Raw genomic sequence first — 17,774 nt, 5'->3', positions numbered from 1 at the left:
GTTTCCCGGAGGACGGTGACTCCTGCGGGAAAGCGGAGACGATGAGACCTCGCAGGAAGTGCTTTTCTTCCGAGACAGACTAAGAACGCTCTCGTATGTGGCAACGTCTGCATTAGCACATCCTGTGCGTCGAGGCTCAGCGCGGAGCCCTAGGATGCGCATCCGTCCTCCGGGAAACTGAACGGCGATTAGAGCGCCAAATTAAATGAATGCACAAAATACTTACGCTGAATGAAAGTGTGTAGTGTTTAGGATATAAAAACACCCCAAAACTGCTGAAAGCTAGGTGTCTGGGGTGTTTGTAATTGATTAATTGCTTAATGTTTCTTTTTCCTTCATTCTTTCATCCATCCGTTTCCGGTCACGCTCCAGGATGGGTTTCAAGTATTTTCCTGTGTAGGATTTATCCGATTTTCGGGCGATGTCCTCAGGTGTTCCAGTCGCAATAACCTTCCCGCCACCTGCTCCACCTTCAGGACCTAAGTCGATAATATGGTCGGCAGTTTTAATGACATCGAGATTATGTTCGATGATTAGTACAGTATCACCATTTTCAACAAGGCGATGAAGCACCGTCAATAATCGTTTAATGTCATCTGTGTGGAGACCTGTTGTCGGTTCGTCCAGAATATACAAGGATTTCCCGTTTGAACGTTTATGGAGTTCACTTGCAAGCTTCACGCGTTGAGCTTCCCCGCCAGATAAAGTCGTTGCAGGTTGACCCAGTCTTATATAACCAAGGCCGACGTCATAGATTGTCTCGATTTTACGCTTAATTTTAGGAATTGCGCTGAAGAATTCACGTGCTTCCTCTACTCGCATATCCAAAACATCAGCAATACTTTTACCTTTATATTTCACTTCTAGCGTCTCCCGGTTATAACGCTGTCCATGACAGACCTCGCACGGGACGTAAACATCCGGGAGAAAATGCATTTCAATTTTAATAATCCCGTCACCCTTACATGCTTCGCAACGGCCGCCTTTTACATTAAAGCTGAACCGTCCTTTTTTATAACCACGGATTTTCGCTTCGTTCGTCTGGGCAAATACATCACGGATATCATCGAATACACCCGTATAGGTTGCCGGATTTGAACGCGGGGTTCTACCAATCGGTGACTGATCGATTTCAATGATTTTATCTAGATATTCGATGCCTTTAATTTCTTTATGCTTACCCGGTTTCCGTAAACGAGCACGGTAAAGCTTTGTGGACAAGGCTTTATAGATTATTTCATTTACGAGGGTACTTTTGCCTGACCCTGAAACACCTGTCACTACATTGAATAATCCGATTGGAATTTTCGCGTTTACTTTTTTCAAGTTATTTTCTTCGGCCCCAATGACTTCTATATAACGATCATCCGGTTTCCGCCTTGTTGCCGGTAACGGAATGAATTCTTTACCAGCCAAATATCTGCCAGTTAGGGATTCATCATCATTCATCACATTTTCCGGAGTATCACTTGCGATAATCTTACCGCCATGTTCACCTGCACCTGGACCAATATCGATGAGCCAATCCGCTGCAAGCATTGTATCTTCATCATGCTCAACGACAATTAACGTATTATCAAGGTCACGCATTTTTTTCAATGATTCAATCAACTTATCATTATCACGCTGATGCAAGCCAATAGATGGTTCGTCCAACACATAAAGAACACCTGTTAAAGCGGAACCGATCTGAGTTGCGAGACGGATTCGCTGTGCTTCTCCGCCGGAAAGTGTTCCTGCTGAACGGGAAAGTGTTAAATAATCCAGCCCGACATTATTTAAAAAGCTTAGCCGATTCTCAATTTCTTTAAGGACGAGTTTAGCAATCTGTTGTTCTTTTTCAGAGAGCTTCAGATTTTTAATGAAATCCATTGCGTCCACAACAGAATACTCGGTGATCTTGCTAATATGTTTACCGTCAATGAGAACAGATAACGCTTCTTTTTTCAGGCGGTGTCCTTTACAAGTCTTACAATTGTTTACCGCCATATATTTCTCCAATGTCTCTCTTGTAAAGTCAGATGACGTTTCATGGTATCGGCGGTTGATGTTATTCATCACACCTTCAAAGATAATATCCACGTCACGGACTTTTCCGAAGTCATTTTTGAAATAAAAACGAATTTTCTCTTTGCCGCTCCCATATAAAATGATGTCCATTTGTTTTTTCGGGATATCTTTAACCGGAATATCCATTGGTATACCGTAATGGTCACACACACTCTTTAAAAGCTGAGGGTAGTATTGAGAGCTAATGGGCTTCCAAGGTACAATCGCATGCTCCTCAAGTGTTAAATCCCAGTCAGGGATCACAAGGTCTAGGTCAACTTCAAGTTTCGTACCAAGTCCATCACAAGTTGGACAAGCCCCGAACGGACTATTAAAAGAGAATAGCCTTGGCTCAATTTCTCCAATGGAAAATCCGCAAATCGGACACGAGTGATCCTCACTGAATATGAGTTCTTCCTCACCGATCACATCAACAATTATCCGCCCCTCACCTAACCGGAGCCCCGTTTCAATCGAGTCTGCAAGCCGGCCTTCAATGTCCGGTTTAACGACAATTCGGTCGATGACTACTTCAATCGAATGTTTCTTATTCTTCTCAAGACTAATATCTTCATGGATTTCCCGCATCTCGCCGTCAATTCGCAAGCGAACATAACCTTCTTGACGGAGCTTCTCTAATACCTTGACATGCTCCCCCTTTCTTCCAGAAACAACAGGAGCAAGAATCTGCATTCTCGTCCGTTCTGGATACTCCATCACGCGGTCGACCATCTGTTGAACCGTTTGTGAAGTGATTTCAATGCCGTGAATCGGACATGTTGGATGTCCTACTCGCGCATATAACAATCGTAAATAATCATAAATTTCCGTTACAGTTGCAACGGTTGATCTCGGGTTGTTACTTGTCGTTTTCTGGTCAATTGAAATCGCCGGTGATAAGCCTTCAATCACATCTACATCCGGTTTATTCGTTTGACCTAGAAACATTCTGGCATAGGCGGACAATGACTCAACATAACGTCTTTGTCCTTCTGCATAGATCGTATCAAAGGCGAGAGAGGATTTCCCTGAACCGGATAGACCTGTGACGACGACCAATTTATTTTTCGGTATCGTCACATCTATCCCTTTTAAGTTATGCTCTCTCGCTCCTTGTACTACAATTTGTTTTTTCTCTGGCATGTACATGCTCATCCTTCCGCTTTAAGTTCGAAAACAATATCACGAAGCTCTGCTGCTTTTTCAAAATCAAGCGCTTTTGCTGCTTCCCGCATTTCCTTCTCGAGTTGTTCGATAACTTGCGGGCGATTCTTCTTCGTAACTTGGGCAAAGCTAGTAATTTTCTTCTCTTCTGTTTCTTCGTCTGCTGCTTCAATCGTTGCTTTTATGACATCGCGAATATCTTTTTTGATTGTTTTTGGTGTAATTCCATGTTCTTCATTATAGGCAATCTGGATTTGCCGTCTACGATTTGTTTCATCTATTGCCTTCTGCATCGAATCCGTAATCTTGTCGGCATACATAATAACTTCCCCTTTTTCATTACGGGCAGCACGGCCGATCGTTTGAATAAGGGAACGTTCAGAGCGCAGGAAGCCCTCTTTATCCGCATCCAGAATAACGACAAGCGAAACTTCCGGTATATCTAATCCTTCCCGAAGTAGGTTGATTCCAATCAAAACATCATATTTTCCAACCCGTAAATCGCGAATAACTTCGATTCGTTCGAGGGTTTTAATTTCTGAATGTAAGTAGGCTACTTTTATACCAAGCTCCTTCAAATAGTCGGTCAAATCCTCTGACATTTTCTTCGTTAGTGTTGTGACCAGGACCCGTTCATTCCTTTCGGTCCGTTCATTGATTTCTTCAATCAGGTCATCAATTTGCCCTTCGATAGGACGTACTTCAATTTTCGGATCAAGTAATCCCGTCGGTCGGATAATTTGTTCCGTCATTTCCGGAGTATGCTCCAGTTCATAGGGACCTGGTGTTGCTGACACATAAATGAGCTGGTTCGTCTTCTCTTCGAATTCTTCAAAACGAAGTGGCCGGTTATCAAGTGCGGATGGCAGCCGGAAACCATGATCGACAAGCACTTGCTTTCTTGCCTGGTCTCCATTATACATCCCCCGAATTTGCGGTAATGTAACATGGGACTCATCAATAACGACTAAAAAGTCATCTGGGAAATAATCAAGCAATGTATACGGGGTCGCTCCAGCCTCTCTTAATGTAAGATGCCGGGAATAGTTCTCGATTCCGGAACAAAAGCCCATCTCACGCATCATCTCAAGATCATAATTCGTCCGCTGTTCAATCCGCTGCGCTTCCAGCAGTTTATTTTCTGAACGTAATACTTTCAAACGTTCTTCCAGCTCTTTTTCGATGTTCTGAATTGCTTTTTTCATAATATCTTCGCGGGTAACGAAGTGAGATGCCGGGAAAATTGCCACGTGTTCCCTATCACCGATAATTTCGCCGGTTAGGGCATCCACCTCACGAATTCGATCGATTTCATCACCAAAAAATTCAATCCGGATACAATGTTCTTCCCTGGATGCAGGGATAATTTCCACCGAATCACCACGAACGCGGAACGTCCCCCGCTGGAATTCGATATCATTTCTTGCATATTGTATATCTACTAGATCCCGTAATAACTGGTCACGGTCCTTCTCCATCCCCATTCGTAAGGAAAGGACTTGACTACCATACTCTTCTGGACTACCGAGACCGTAAATACAGGATACACTGGCAACAATAAGTACATCCTCGCGCTCAAACAGAGCCGAGGTTGCGGAGTGCCGGAGTTTATCTATTTCATCGTTAACACTTGCATCTTTTTCAATGAAAGTGTCTGTTGATGGTACATAAGCTTCTGGCTGATAATAGTCATAATAACTGACAAAATATTCTACTGCGTTATTTGGGAAAAACTCTTTAAACTCACTATATAGTTGACCCGCTAAGGTTTTATTATGAGCAATTACTAATGTCGGACGGTTGATTTCCTTTACCACGTTCGATACGGTAAATGTTTTCCCTGTTCCAGTTGCACCAAGTAGTGTTTGGTGTCTTTGACCTGCCAAAACCTTTTGCACAAGTTCGTCGATTGCTTGTGGCTGATCACCAGCCGGTTCGTAATTCGATACGAGTTCAAACTTATTATTCACGAGTTCTGCCTCCCTAAATATCTAGTAACTATTTTACCACAAACGGATGAAATAATTAAAGAAAAACGAACGTCTATTCGTTTGATATTTAAAAAACTAGTGACAAAAAGGCGTAATCACTTATTTTATTTGGGGTATAATTAAGAAACATGAACGGAAACCTTCTTTCCGGCTTTCACGACCGCGCCTTCCCACAGGCCGCTGGTGAGCCTTTTTTTAGAAATGGTTCAAGTATTTATTTAAAAGAAAGACTTTAGCACTGGGTTACGTTGATATTTGTCAACAAGAACGCAATTCATTAAACTGTAATAAACAGATATGAGGGGGATGAATATGCAGGAGTTTACGCATTTCGATGAGCAAGGACGGGCCAGGATGGTCGATATAACAGAAAAGCAGGCAACCAATCGTACAGCAACAGCAAGATCTAGTGTGAAGATGTCTCAGGAGATCTATAACAATATTGTGGAACAGAAGAATAAAAAAGGAGATGTCCTTGGGGTTGCAGAAGTTGCCGGCATCATGGGGACGAAGCAAACATCCAACTTGATTCCAATGTGTCATCCGATTCCAATCAGTGGTGTTTCTATTCAGTTTGAATGGAATCGATCGGATTCAGGAGACTATGAATTAATTATTCTAGCGGAAGTAAAAACAATCGGCAATACCGGCGTGGAAATGGAAGCACTAACTGCCGTTACGACAGCCGCCTTAACTATCTATGATATGTGTAAGGCAATTGATAAAGGAATTGTAATCGGAGAAACCTATCTGCTCCAAAAAAGCGGCGGAAAAAGCGGAGATTACAAGCGGAAGTCTTGATACTCCGCTTGTAATCTCAGCTTAAATCCTTTTTCAGTTCATGAACGCCATGAGCGATTTCTGGTAGGATAAGTTTCTCCATCGCTAGTCGGACGGCTCCTGTTGAACCAGGTATGATGAAGACGAGACGGTGATTAATGGATCCGCATGTCGCTCGGGACAACATACTTGCACTTCCAATATCCTCTTCGTAACTAATCATCCGGAACAATTCGCCAAATCCCGGCAATTCTTTTGCAAAAAGAGGCTGCACCGCTTCAATCGTCACATCCCTAGCAGCAATTCCAGTACCTCCATTTAGTATAATCGCATCTACCGACTGATTTTTAACTAGTAATTTCATTGTTGCTTTAATGACTTCCGCATCATCCGGGACAATTTCATAACAAGTAACCTCATGTTTATCGTTATTCAATAAATCAATAATCAGTTTTCCACTCTTGTCATTTTGCTTATTTCTTGTGTCACTAATCGTTAACACTGCGCAATTAATGAAATTTGGCGCAAGTGTTTTATGCTCCTCATGCATCACTAATCCCTCGATCCCTCATCGAATATGGCTGTTATAGTCCTCTAACCGATTTATGTTAATAAAAGGCAATTCATCAGAAAACGGCACATATTTCACGTCCGCTTCATCTAGCAGTGCACGCATATGCAATCTATCCGTTTCGAGCAATATCTTGATTCGTTGTTTAAGTGTATGATGATAAAGTCCAATCAATGGTTGCAGTCTTTCATTAACTACTGGAATTACCGCTTGTACTCCCTTTCTTTCCGTTAGTAATCGCTCGAAAACTTCCTTTGCCATAAACGGGACATCTGTTGGTATAACCGCATACCAACAAGCTTTTTTCTCTTGCATTGCAGTATATAGCCCAGCAAGCGGACCTTTCCCGGCAAACTTTTCCATATCGGTAACAATCTCCACTTCCAATTCTCGTGGAAACTTTCCTTCCAGGTCTTGATTTGTAATAAGAATCGTTTCATCAACAACTGGTGTAATCGCATCAAGCGACCACTGAAAAAATGCTTTGTTATCTTTCACCGCAAACGATTTGGGACTTCCGAATCTACGTGATTTCCCACCTGCTAGAATTACACCAACAATAGTTCCCATCACCATGCCAAATTAACCACCACTGACCGGAGGAATAAAAGCAACGGTATCACCTGACGTAATTGCGTCATCTTCTCTCGCATATTCTTCATTAATAGCTGTCATCACGTCATGTAAATTCAGCTGTGGATAATTTGTTTTAAGTTTTTCTTTCAATTGCTGGACAGTGATATTTTGTACTGGAATATCCAGATTCGACTTCCCAGTTGTTTCCTGTAATTCAGCAAATAGTAATACTTTAATCAAGTCACATCCTCCTTCACATCACAACTTATCACAAAAATGGTAGCACATGACTAATCGCGCTGCAAATAAGGGTCGATACCAAGCACACGGTCAGGACGTGTATAAATATTCATCCGGTCGCCCCGCAAAAATCCAATAACCGTTATTCCAAGTTCATCAGCTAGTTTCACAGCAAGATCTGTAACAGCGGATTTGGACAAAATAATCCCGATTCCCATTTTTGAAATTTTCAATAATACTTCTGACGAGACTCTCCCACTGAAGACAACAAGTTTTCCCCTTGCAGGAATGTTACCTTGGAGCATGGCCCCAAATACTTTATCAAGCGCATTATGCCTGCCAATATCTGTTCGGGTGAACAATAAATCAGTTGGTGTTGCAAGCGCCGCATTATGGACGCCTCCAGTCCGTTCAAATTCAGGTGAGCTATTCATCAACCTTTTCATCAATTGCATGCACTGATCAACCGTTACTTCAAGCTCGCTAGTTATCGTCTTCGCTACCCGGGCATCACTTTTAAAATAAAACTGGCGGCTTTTCCCGCAACAAGATCCAATCATACGGCTGGAGTGATCAAATTGATCCGGTTGCACTGGTTTATGGAGTGCGATATGGGAGAAACCTGTATACACATCAACTTGGATCTCTTTTATTTCAGCAGCTGTACGGATGACCCCTTCCGAAGCAAGAAATCCGACGACTAAATCTTCCAGTTGACCTGGAGAACAAACAATCGTCGCAAACTCATGACCATCCAGCATCAAGGTTAAGGGAAACTCTGCCGCTATTGCTTCCGACACATTTTCTTGATGGGTTCCCTTAATCTTAATCGTCTTCCACCCCGGTTCATCGACAATGCTCATCGGAATCCCTCCTTAGCTTGGCTCCATTTCCAGCTCCTCGATCCGCTTCTCTTTATATTTCATATCTTTATGCGCATAGAAACTATCAGCCTTTTCCACAATAACAAGGGTTGTATATTCCGGTATCCCCGCAAATTCTTCATATACGCCTTGCGGGATGACTACATTCCCCTCTGGCCAATGAAGTTCAATATTTCCGGCTTTAATATTTACGAACTTCGCTTGCCCTTTATACATGCCATATTGATTATAGACAACAATGGGATCTCCTTCCGCAACACCAAGTTCTGCTGCATCCAATTCATTCATCAGTACATCATCCCGGTCCGCTGCATTAAATGGATCTAGTTCGTCATATATCATTGAATTGAATTGTTTTCCTCTTCTCGTCGTTACATGGAAATGCCCTTCCGGCTTCCGGTGTTCGGGAATTTCCACCGCAATTAGATTACCTCTTCCGTCCGGTGTCGGGCATATTCCGTCTTCACAGAGCCAGGCTCCTCCCCACTGGAACAAATCGCCGCGATTCTTCAAATGCTGAATGCCGTCATAATTCGGCGCAGCTTTCGCAATTTCTTCTCGAATCTCAGCTGCGGATGTGAAATTGATTAAATCGCTCTCTTCCGGCTTAACGCGTTTCGCTAAGTCCACATAAACTTCCCACTCACATCTTGCTTCTTCAATCCGTGGTCCCTTAATCTCTGGTGAAAAATAAACCATCCGCTCTGTCGATGTTGAGGTTCCTCCCCCTTCTTGCTCATACCTTGTCATGGCTGGAAGAACAATGACCGCTTCTTTCGCATCGACTAAGGTAGATGTGTTGAAGATGATATCCTGATGCACTCGGAGATCGATATTCGCTAAGCAACGTTCCACAAAATCCGGATTCGGCATCGTTTCCAGGAAATTACCGCCAGATAAATAATAGAGAGAAAGATGACGTTCATGATTTTCAGGAAGCAAAGCATTTTCCAAGGATACGCCGACAATATCACCTTGCCATTTCGGAATCGGGAAACCCCAAATCTGTTCGACCCGTTCCCGGTTGTCCTTATCCATCCCGCCACCAGGCAAGACAAACGGATCTGCTCCCATTTCTCCAGACCCCTGTACACCGGAATGGCCACGAATTGGCATTAACCCACAATGTTCTCTCCCTAAAAAGCCACGAAGTAAAGCAAGATTCGCTACCTGGGACACATTATCCGTTCCAAAGCGGTGTTGAGTGAGACCCATCGACCAAACAAATACGGCGGATTTTGATTTGGCAAGCAGTTGGGCTAATTCTAGCATTCTTTCTTTCGTAATCCCGGAAGAAGCCTCCAATGTTTCCCAATCGTAAGCCACCACCTTTTGCTTGAGTTCTTCCAGACCGTTTACATGTTCCGCAATAAATTCATGGTCAAGCGCAGAACCAGGGACATTCTCTTCCATTTCAAACCAATGCTTCATAATGCCATGCATAAAGGCAATATCACCGCCAATATTCACTTGATACACGTCATCCGCAATTTTTGTCCCAAATAAAGCAGATTCCGGAATCGATGGCACCCAGTATTCATCCATTGCAGGTTCATAGTACGGATTGATGATAATGATTTTTGTCCCTTTTCGTTTAGCCGCATACATATATTTCGTTGATACCGGCTGATTGTTTGCTGCAACAGATCCCCAGAAGAGCAGGACATCTGTACCAATCCAGTCTTTATAGTTACAAGTCGATGCGCCGACACCAACTGATCTCGTAAGGGCTGTTTTGGAAGGTGAGTGGCAGATTCGTGATGCATTATCAATATTATTTGTACCGAGAAAACGGGAAACCTTTGCTAGTGTATAATACACTTCATTTGTAATCCCTCTCGAAGTCGTATAAAAACCATATCGTTTCGGATCAAGCGACCGCATTTTTTGCGCAATCCGGTCAAGCGCCGCGTCCCAGGATAATCTCCTGAAACGATCGTCTCCCGGTTCCCGAATGAGCGGATACGGAATCCGGCCCAGCTTCCTCAGTTCGGTGCTCGAAAGCTTCTTTAATTCTTCTATATCGGAATGCAAGATTTCCTCCTTAATTGCGGGCATCGTGTTCAGACGAAGCACATTGAGACGAGTCGTACAAAGGTGTGGGCCTTTCAGCGTCTGATCCTGCAGGCCGGAAACGCCGAGTGCGCAGCCATCACAGACACCCTGCGTAAGAATCCTTGTAGCATAAGGCAGATTATCTTTATTTTCCCAAACTACTTTCATCGTGTCGCGAATATGGTGCGGCTTCACCTTCCCAAGCCCAAAAGGCACTTTACTTACCCAGAGACTCGGATCTGGTCGCTTCGTTAATTTTACCGGACCAGTATGTTTCGTTTTCCCCAACTTAACCCCTCCTCATCAATAATAAACAGATTTTTGTTTTATTTTCCATATCACTTTTCAGTCTGAAACAGCTCGGTATCTCATTAAAAACTCGTAAATTGTTATATATTTCGTTGATTCTATGAGCTCAATATGATTAATCTGTTTCGATTTTTAGGTGCAATAATGTTGAGTTATAAATTAATTTACGAGTTTTCTATATTTTACAACAACAAAGCACATATGTAAACGCCTACAAACTCATGAAATCATACTGTATTTTAAAAAAGAACAGTATGAATGACGATAAAGTAAAATAATAAAAACCCGAAGATAATATGTGCCCGACGCTTCTTCACACTTGGAAAATATAATCGCAGCCATCCGGAAAGAACCATGCAGATAAGAATAATAATTGCACCAATTCCGCTCCACATTTTCATATTCGTCCATAAGAAACCAAACCGGTGTATAATGATGGTCGCATGGAGAATAATGAGAACAAGCGTCGTTGTACCAATCCAACGGTGAAACGGATAAATCCTTTTCGAGATAGTTGCAAGCTTAATTTTCTTCTTTCGATCAGAAGTATTCCGGATAGTTGAAAAAAATGCATGCCTTGTCCAATTGAATAAGATCAAAAATAGACCTGCTAGTCCGAGTATGATATGAATGGGGAGATGCGCGTAATTATAATCCAGTGTAAGAAGAACAATGATGAATAGTAGCAGATTTAGGTATAGCCATATACTCATTCGAAACAACCTTCCTGCCAATTTCTATCTCATATCCTACCATCTTAACGCGCTTTCTGGCTAAATCGTTATCTTTTCTTAAGAAACGGGAATATGATAGACTAAAGACAGGTCATACCTTTGAGAGGAGGATACAGAGATATCTCTGTACATACATCATGAAAATACAAGTATCAGATAAGGCACATCAGTGGTATATTGAAGAAATGGGCTTAGAAAAAGGAGACAGTGTCCGATTTTTTGGGAAGGTCTATGGAAAAACTGAAATCCACGATAATTTCTCCGTTGCAATTAATATTGACCGTCCGAATGATCCGCTAGTTACAGAAACAGTGGATGGTATTACGTATTTTATAGAAAAAAGCGACGACTGGTTTTTCAGCGGATATAACTTCCACGTAGAATATAATGAAGAACTCGATGAAGTAACCTACCATTTTGTGGAGTAAAAAAACTGAGACACGGAGTCTCAGCTTTTTTATTTAATACGGTTTACATAGATTCGTTTGTGATCTTCTATACCGGATAAATAGACTGGAGCGGGATCATTTGCACGGTCAAACTCGGTTGATGAGCCGTCTGCTGAAAGAGTTTCTTCAAATATCTCCTCATACTCTTCTATGCTTACTTCCTTACGTGCATTAAAGAGTTCTTCATGTTGATGAACATATAGGCGGTCTTGATAGTTTGGTTGCAAAATTCCAGTAAAGAACTCGCCGACAGCGCCGGAACCGTAACTATATAATCCAATTCGCTCGCCACCTTCCAATCTGTCATTCTGCTCTAAGAGTGAAAGTAAACTCAAGTACAAGGAACCTGTGTAAATATTACCGACTTTCCGGTTATATTGAATACTTGTCTCATAATTTGCTTTCAAACGTTCACTACCTGATTCGGTTGCTTCATCAAGAATCGTACGTAATGCTTTCAAGCCCATCTTCGTATATGGCACGTGAAAACAGAGAGCTGAAAAATCTTCTAAGCTACGTCCAGTTTGCTCTTTATACTTTTCCCACACCGTGTTGAAAAAGTGAATATATTGTTCGTTCGAGAATTTACCGTCGACATAAGCTATTTCTGAGTAAAGTGGGCGCCAGAAATCCATAATGTCATTCGTGAAATATGTACTTTCATTTTCTAGAGCAAGTAACTTCGGATCCTTGCTCACAACCATTGCGACCGCCCCTGCTCCTTGTGTTGATTCACCAGGAGTAGCTAAACCGTATCTTGCAATATCTGCACCAATAACCAACACTTTACTTTCCGGGTTTAAAGCGATATGACCTTTAGCCATTTGAATTCCTGCGGTTGCACTGTAGCAAGCTTGCTTTAATTCAACAGCGCGCGCATAAGGATTCAAGCCTAATAAGTGGTGAAGATAAACTGCTGCTGATTTGGAATGGTCAATTCCTGATTCCGTGCCGAACAGGACAAGGTCAATTTTCTCCCTATCTTCCTCATCGATAACCCGTAAAGCAGCATTGGCAGCGAGTGTTACCGCATCTTGTGTAACTGGGGCAAGCGCCATTTCATCCTGGCCAATTCCAATTGTAAACTTATCCGGGTCAATCCCTCTCGCTTCGGCAAGCTTAATCATATCCACATAATAATGTGGCGCATAAAAACCAATCTTATCAATTCCGATATTCACTGCAATTCCTCTTTTCCGTATATATTCCACATCTATAAAGTGATGTTTTTCACATTTTACTTTTCAGCAATATTTAAATTTTAATATAAATTACTAGGATAAAGCAAACGAAATAGCGAATTAAAAACAAAGGTACAGAGCAGACATGGCTAGCCCTGGAAATCTTAGTAAGCCACAGCATTTTTATTATAAAGTTTCCGATGCACGAAAAGAAACCGGCTAAAGAGCGATTGTTTCTCTTTAGCCGATTTCACTTAAAATCCGTATTCTGCTTCTTTCGCATCCCGGATATCTTTTAGCGCATCTGTTAATGAAACCATATCCTCGATCAGACGTTCAATTCGGAAATGAATATCATCATTAATGATTTCTTTCCGGTAGAAATCTTTTTCTCCAATAAATACATAGGACTGAGTGAGTTGCCCTTTCATATATGATATAATCGGCTTTATTTGCGTTTCTGGGATTAAATAATGCTTGGACGAGCCCGCTGTAACGACAATGCTAACGACTTTATCCTGCAACGCCTGCTCTGGAAGCATATCAAATATATTCTTCAGTGTGGCTGGAATCGAAGCTTGGAAAATGGGAGTTCCCACAACGATCGCATCAGCCTCCATCAAGGTCCTCGTTACAAAGCCCGCATCCCCTGTATACTCCAAATAATTTCTACCATCGCTAAACGGGATATCATAATCAGCCAAATCAAGCATCGTGACCTCGATGTTCGGATATTTATCTCTGAATACCGACTCCACATGCTGGAGGGCTGTTCTCGTCTTTGAGCCGACGATTGACCCTTGCAGTAATGCCACTTTCATTATTGTCCACTCCTTAAATGCTTCATACATATTTACAAATTACCAATTGAATACATAAGTTAGTTACCATTAATAAGTATTTTAAATAATATCGTTATGTAATACAATTGAAACGAACTGGGAATAGGAATCTTTCGTGGAACGCAAAAGAAGTGGAGCGTATGAAAACATTTCACTCCACTTCTTCTTCCATTTCAAGCATAATATTTTCCATTTCGTTGACCGCTTCTTGAAAAATGCGCTCCAATTCTTTTTCTACAGCTGCTTGCTTCTCCGGGTCCATCTCTGTAACTCCAATTCGTTCAGCGATATGCTTATCCGTATACTCCCTTAGGGCTGCCAACTGTTTTTGCTTCTCGGCTTCAATAAATGTCTCCCACTCTTTTTCTACTTCCTTGATTTCTTCAGCGAGAACTTCTTTCAGGCGTTCTGTCTGGATTGCTTGCTCTTCCTTAATTGCGCTGTCTATTTCTGCAATCGACTGTTCCGTTTTGTCATCGAGCCAGCTCGTCAGAATTCCTGAGAGGGAGGAATCTGCAACAGTAGCAGTAAGTCCTCTGCCAAACAGGAGCATGATAAGTAATGCGAGTGGGATCACTTGCTTCCTATTCATTAATACTCGATACAACGTCATCAAGCGCTGTTTTTGCTTCTTCTCCGAGTTGCTGGGCTGTTACAGTAATAAGCTCTTGTTGATTTGTAACGAGCGTTGTGACTACTTCGGTAACACTTTCACGAAGATCACGAATTGCCCAATCCACTTGATTGATTAGATTTCTAGTCGTAATTTCTTGGTTCTTAGACACTTCTGCTGCAAGAGTTTCCTGGGCCTGACGAATCGCTTCTTCCAGCTCTGCAACTGCTGCGTCCTTAGCCTGATGGATATCCGCTGCTAATTGTTTAATCGCAGCATTCCCACTGTCTGCTGTGAATGCAGTGAGATCATCTGTTGCAAAGTTTAGCGCATCATTCGCATTGCCTTGGATTTCTAAATATCCATCAAGGAACACATTATAAAACTCCAAGCCAATTCCAGCAAGAATCTCCTGTTGTTCTGCATCAATTTCTCCGATATGTTCAAGTTTCGCTCGGATAATTTCTTCCAATGTCTCTCCAGTTGCAAGCTCTCTGCTTAAATCAATATCAATGCCAGCCTGTGCTTTCAGTTGGTCATATTCAGCTTGCAGCCCCGGTAATCTGCTTTCCATATATGCTTCAGTATCAGCTTCCACTTCCGCAACAGACTGATTAAACAACCCATTGTACCAAGCACGAAGCTGCTCTCCCGCATGTGATGAAGCAAATACCGCTCCAGCACTCCAGACGACAACAACAGCAAGTCCAATCGAAATGATCTTCCCTTTGAATGATTTTAAAAATGATTTCACCTAATAACTCCCCCTTTTTATTTTTTTGATAATAATTCATCTAAAAATATTGCAATCTCTTCTTCCACTTCTACATGCATCTGCTCATTTCTCTCTGTTTCATAAGTAGCGTACACTTCTATTACCGATTGCTTTTCCAATAAATTATTTAATTGCGCTTCCAATCCCTTCCCGTAATTCCTTACTTCCGTGATAATCTGTGATTTTTCGCCATCCAACAACACCTCCAATTCCGCAACTTGCTCTTCTCTTTGCCCGTCCCATTCCTCTATTGGTTTAATAGATTGCTTATGGAAGTACGTCCGAATGGTCTGAACTATTTCTTGGGCTGAATCTTTATGTAATTTCCAAGGAGTGTAGTCACTTGCTGCTATAATAGATATATTAAAAGCAAAAAGAAATAGTAACCCCATGAGTCCAGTCCGAATCGTTTTCCTCATACCCCTCCCCCTCTATTTGTTACGATTGATGTTACGTCCCATCGTATCAGATGGAGTTATAAAAAGAATCGGATAATTAAACTATTTTTCTCATAGGAGGAAAGAGTCTTTACGAGAGATCTTTTAAAAGAGGAAGAAATGATCAGAGTCTTAAAGGATAGGATTTATCTCCCAAAACGGTTTCTTTTAATAGATATTTCTTTAAATCGGAAAAAAGATAATCCGTACCTTATCTTGCTTAAGAACTAGATAGTAGAAATATTATCCATAGTTCATGCCTTTTCGTCATAAAACGAGCGTTCATGCTAGATTTATTGAAAGAGCCTCTACCTTACGACAGCATTTCTTTCCCGCAGAACGAAAATCGACAACACAAACTCAAAAGATATTCTATTAAAAAATGAAACCTATTCTAATCAATTTCCGTATATGGTAGAGGTATGTAATGAGGACAAAGGGAGGAATTATGATGAAACCATTGACGAAAAAACGCTTAAAGGCCTCACTAATTGATGGCTGTATTAGCACGGCAGCTTCTCTAGCTGCAGAATATTTCTTACGGAAAAAAATAAAAAACGAAGCATTCCATATGATTGTGTTACCAATTCTGAGCCAGTACACATTAGAATATGTGCAACTCAAAAACAGTGGACAGACAATTGGTTACAAACTAATGGGAATCGAACTAAAAAGTGAAGACGGCAAGGAATTGACGAACGAACAGATCTTAAAAAGAATGCTGCACCGGGACACTACTAGCACCATCGCGTACATAAAGAATAGGGATAGCTTTGAAGGCCAAGCAGGAAAACTATTCCCTCATGACCGCAAAGTTGGAACAATTGTAATGGAAACAACTAAATAAATAATCTACAGCTCGTCCAAAAAGTGACAGAGCTGTTTTATTTTTGAGAAAAGCGAAACTGAATTGGCTTCTATTCCAACCTTTTTTGCCACTCATTCACTTTAATACATAAAAGCATTACTCCGCAAAAGAAAAATGGTTGACTATTAACGAAACTCATCTTATAATTTACTGCTATTACTTTGTTTGGGGGAGACGAGCGGGGATGAAGGATTTTTTCAGTAAGTTATTAAACGGAATGAGTATCGGGATTGTTGTCGCACTAATTCCAAATGCTTTATTAGGTGAAATTTTAAAAATATTAATTCCATATTTTCCAGCTTTGGAGCATTTATTTGATATAACCGTAATGGTCATGAGTTTACTGCCGATTTTAATTGGAGTAATGGTTGGAGTAACATTTAAGTTAACACCGATTCAAACAGCTTCTGTCGGCATTGCAGCGACGATCGGCAGCGGGGCTATTATGAAAACCGAAGAAGGGCTATTCGCATTAAACGGTATCGGGATCGTGATTAACACTGGTATTACGGCGGCACTTGCTGTCTTATTTGTTCTATGGATTGGAAATCGTTTGAAAGGCTATTCCATTCTATTAATACCGACTTTAAGTATTATTGTTCCAGGTATGATAGGTTATGCTTTACTTCCTTTCATCCGTCATTCAACCGGATTGTTAGGAGAATTGGTTGCTGCTGTTACAAATATGCAGCCGGTTTTGATGGGGGCAATGATTGCAGTGATTTTCTGTCTCATTATCCTCTCCCCTATCTCTACTGTTGGTGTTGCAACGGTAATTATGCTTTCCGGTATCGGCTCTGGAGTGGCAAATCTCGGGATTGTAGCAGCAGGTGTTGGGCTTGCGATTGCAAGCTATAAAGCAAACTCGCTCGGTACAGCTCTTGCCCATGTGCTTGGTTCCCCGAAGATTCAAATGCGGAACTTCATCATGAAACCGAAAATTGCGTTTCCTATGCTGATTACCGCAGCTTTCCTTGGAGGACTTGCGGGGGTATTAAATATTCAAGGGACGCCTTATAGTGCGGGTTTCGGTTTATCTGGACTAGTCGGGCCTTTAAATTATATTAATCTTGCTGAGGGCGGCTGGACGTTAAATAATATTACGATTATGCTTGGCACGTTCCTCATCTTGCCAATTATATTAAACTTAGGATTAATCTATGTGTTCTCCCGGAAATTAAAAATGATTAAAGCAGATGACTATAAATTGAACTTTGAATAGGGCTGGGGATAAATGTCCCCGCCCTATTTTCTTT

At 41.6% G+C, this 17,774-nt stretch carries 17 protein-coding genes; 4 read left to right on the top strand and 13 right to left on the bottom strand.

Going from position 1 to position 17,774, the window contains the following annotated elements:
- Nucleotides 1-309: 309 nt before the first annotated feature.
- Nucleotides 310-3,192, bottom strand: a complete 2,883-nt coding sequence (gene uvrA, locus IEX94_RS15375; RefSeq protein ID WP_156855721.1) for an excinuclease ABC subunit UvrA — start codon at nucleotides 3,190-3,192, stop codon at nucleotides 310-312.
- A gap of 8 nt (nucleotides 3,193-3,200) precedes the next feature.
- A complete protein-coding gene (uvrB, locus tag IEX94_RS15370) occupies nucleotides 3,201-5,183 on the bottom strand; it encodes an excinuclease ABC subunit UvrB (RefSeq protein ID WP_188858687.1) in 1,983 nt (660 codons plus the stop codon).
- 333 nt (nucleotides 5,184-5,516) lie between these two features.
- On the opposite strand from uvrB, the gene moaC reads away from it, so the two are divergent.
- Complete coding sequence (gene moaC, locus IEX94_RS15365; protein ID WP_188858685.1) at nucleotides 5,517-6,005, top strand: cyclic pyranopterin monophosphate synthase MoaC; 489 nt, start codon at nucleotides 5,517-5,519, stop codon at nucleotides 6,003-6,005.
- A 16-nt stretch (nucleotides 6,006-6,021) separates the two neighbouring features.
- On the opposite strand, the gene IEX94_RS15360 is transcribed toward moaC, so the two are convergent.
- From IEX94_RS15360 to IEX94_RS15335, 6 genes are all read right to left on the bottom strand, one after another.
- Nucleotides 6,022-6,534 (bottom strand): MogA/MoaB family molybdenum cofactor biosynthesis protein, encoded by a 513-nt coding sequence (locus tag IEX94_RS15360; protein WP_373290846.1) that lies wholly within the window; start codon nucleotides 6,532-6,534, stop codon nucleotides 6,022-6,024.
- A gap of 18 nt (nucleotides 6,535-6,552) precedes the next feature.
- On the bottom strand, nucleotides 6,553-7,131 hold the full coding sequence (locus tag IEX94_RS15355) for a molybdenum cofactor guanylyltransferase (protein WP_188858680.1): 579 nt from the start codon (nucleotides 7,129-7,131) through the stop codon (nucleotides 6,553-6,555).
- 6 nt (nucleotides 7,132-7,137) lie between these two features.
- Nucleotides 7,138-7,371 carry a molybdopterin converting factor subunit 1 gene (moaD, locus tag IEX94_RS15350; protein ID WP_188858678.1) on the bottom strand — a complete coding sequence of 78 codons (234 nt, stop codon included), beginning with the start codon at nucleotides 7,369-7,371 and terminating at the stop codon, nucleotides 7,138-7,140.
- Nucleotides 7,372-7,421: 50 nt separating this feature from the next.
- Entirely contained in the window at nucleotides 7,422-8,234 is an 813-nt protein-coding gene (gene fdhD, locus IEX94_RS15345) for a formate dehydrogenase accessory sulfurtransferase FdhD (RefSeq protein WP_188858676.1), read from the bottom strand.
- A gap of 12 nt (nucleotides 8,235-8,246) precedes the next feature.
- Complete coding sequence (locus IEX94_RS15340) at nucleotides 8,247-10,598, bottom strand: FdhF/YdeP family oxidoreductase (RefSeq protein ID WP_188858674.1); 2,352 nt, start codon at nucleotides 10,596-10,598, stop codon at nucleotides 8,247-8,249.
- A gap of 260 nt (nucleotides 10,599-10,858) precedes the next feature.
- Nucleotides 10,859-11,332 carry a hypothetical protein gene (locus IEX94_RS15335; RefSeq protein WP_188858672.1) on the bottom strand — a complete coding sequence of 158 codons (474 nt, stop codon included), beginning with the start codon at nucleotides 11,330-11,332 and terminating at the stop codon, nucleotides 10,859-10,861.
- A gap of 158 nt (nucleotides 11,333-11,490) precedes the next feature.
- Here IEX94_RS15335 and IEX94_RS15330 point away from each other — a divergent pair, with 158 nt between their 5' ends.
- A complete protein-coding gene (locus IEX94_RS15330) occupies nucleotides 11,491-11,781 on the top strand; it encodes a HesB/YadR/YfhF family protein (RefSeq protein WP_156855712.1) in 291 nt (96 codons plus the stop codon).
- Nucleotides 11,782-11,810: 29 nt separating this feature from the next.
- Here IEX94_RS15330 and IEX94_RS15325 read toward each other — a convergent pair whose 3' ends face one another.
- The 5 genes from IEX94_RS15325 to IEX94_RS15305 form a co-directional block, all read right to left on the bottom strand.
- On the bottom strand, nucleotides 11,811-12,983 hold the full coding sequence (locus IEX94_RS15325) for a hydroxymethylglutaryl-CoA synthase (RefSeq protein ID WP_188858670.1): 1,173 nt from the start codon (nucleotides 12,981-12,983) through the stop codon (nucleotides 11,811-11,813).
- Nucleotides 12,984-13,237: 254 nt separating this feature from the next.
- Entirely contained in the window at nucleotides 13,238-13,804 is a 567-nt protein-coding gene (locus IEX94_RS15320) for an NADPH-dependent FMN reductase (RefSeq protein WP_188858668.1), read from the bottom strand.
- Between the two features lie 172 nt (nucleotides 13,805-13,976).
- Nucleotides 13,977-14,417: a hypothetical protein gene (locus tag IEX94_RS15315; protein WP_188858667.1), complete on the bottom strand. Its 441-nt coding sequence runs from the start codon at nucleotides 14,415-14,417 to the stop codon at nucleotides 13,977-13,979.
- Entirely contained in the window at nucleotides 14,410-15,192 is a 783-nt protein-coding gene (locus IEX94_RS15310) for a hypothetical protein (protein ID WP_156855708.1), read from the bottom strand. The genes IEX94_RS15315 and IEX94_RS15310 overlap by 8 nt, the downstream gene beginning before the upstream one ends.
- Nucleotides 15,193-15,209: 17 nt before the next feature.
- On the bottom strand, nucleotides 15,210-15,632 hold the full coding sequence (locus tag IEX94_RS15305; protein WP_156855707.1) for a hypothetical protein: 423 nt from the start codon (nucleotides 15,630-15,632) through the stop codon (nucleotides 15,210-15,212).
- A gap of 466 nt (nucleotides 15,633-16,098) precedes the next feature.
- On the opposite strand from IEX94_RS15305, the gene IEX94_RS15300 reads away from it, so the two are divergent.
- Nucleotides 16,099-16,497 carry an RDD family protein gene (locus IEX94_RS15300; RefSeq protein WP_308425615.1) on the top strand — a complete coding sequence of 133 codons (399 nt, stop codon included), beginning with the start codon at nucleotides 16,099-16,101 and terminating at the stop codon, nucleotides 16,495-16,497.
- 205 nt (nucleotides 16,498-16,702) lie between these two features.
- Nucleotides 16,703-17,740, top strand: a complete 1,038-nt coding sequence (locus IEX94_RS15295; RefSeq protein WP_188858665.1) for a PTS sugar transporter subunit IIC — start codon at nucleotides 16,703-16,705, stop codon at nucleotides 17,738-17,740.
- Nucleotides 17,741-17,774: the final 34 nt, after the last annotated feature.

The sequence above is a fragment of the Oceanobacillus indicireducens genome (assembly GCF_014647195.1).
Taxonomy (GTDB): Bacteria; Bacillota; Bacilli; order Bacillales; family Amphibacillaceae; genus Oceanobacillus; species Oceanobacillus indicireducens.
Note: the sequence above shows the minus strand (reverse complement) of the source record. Positions and strands in the feature narration are given on the sequence as shown.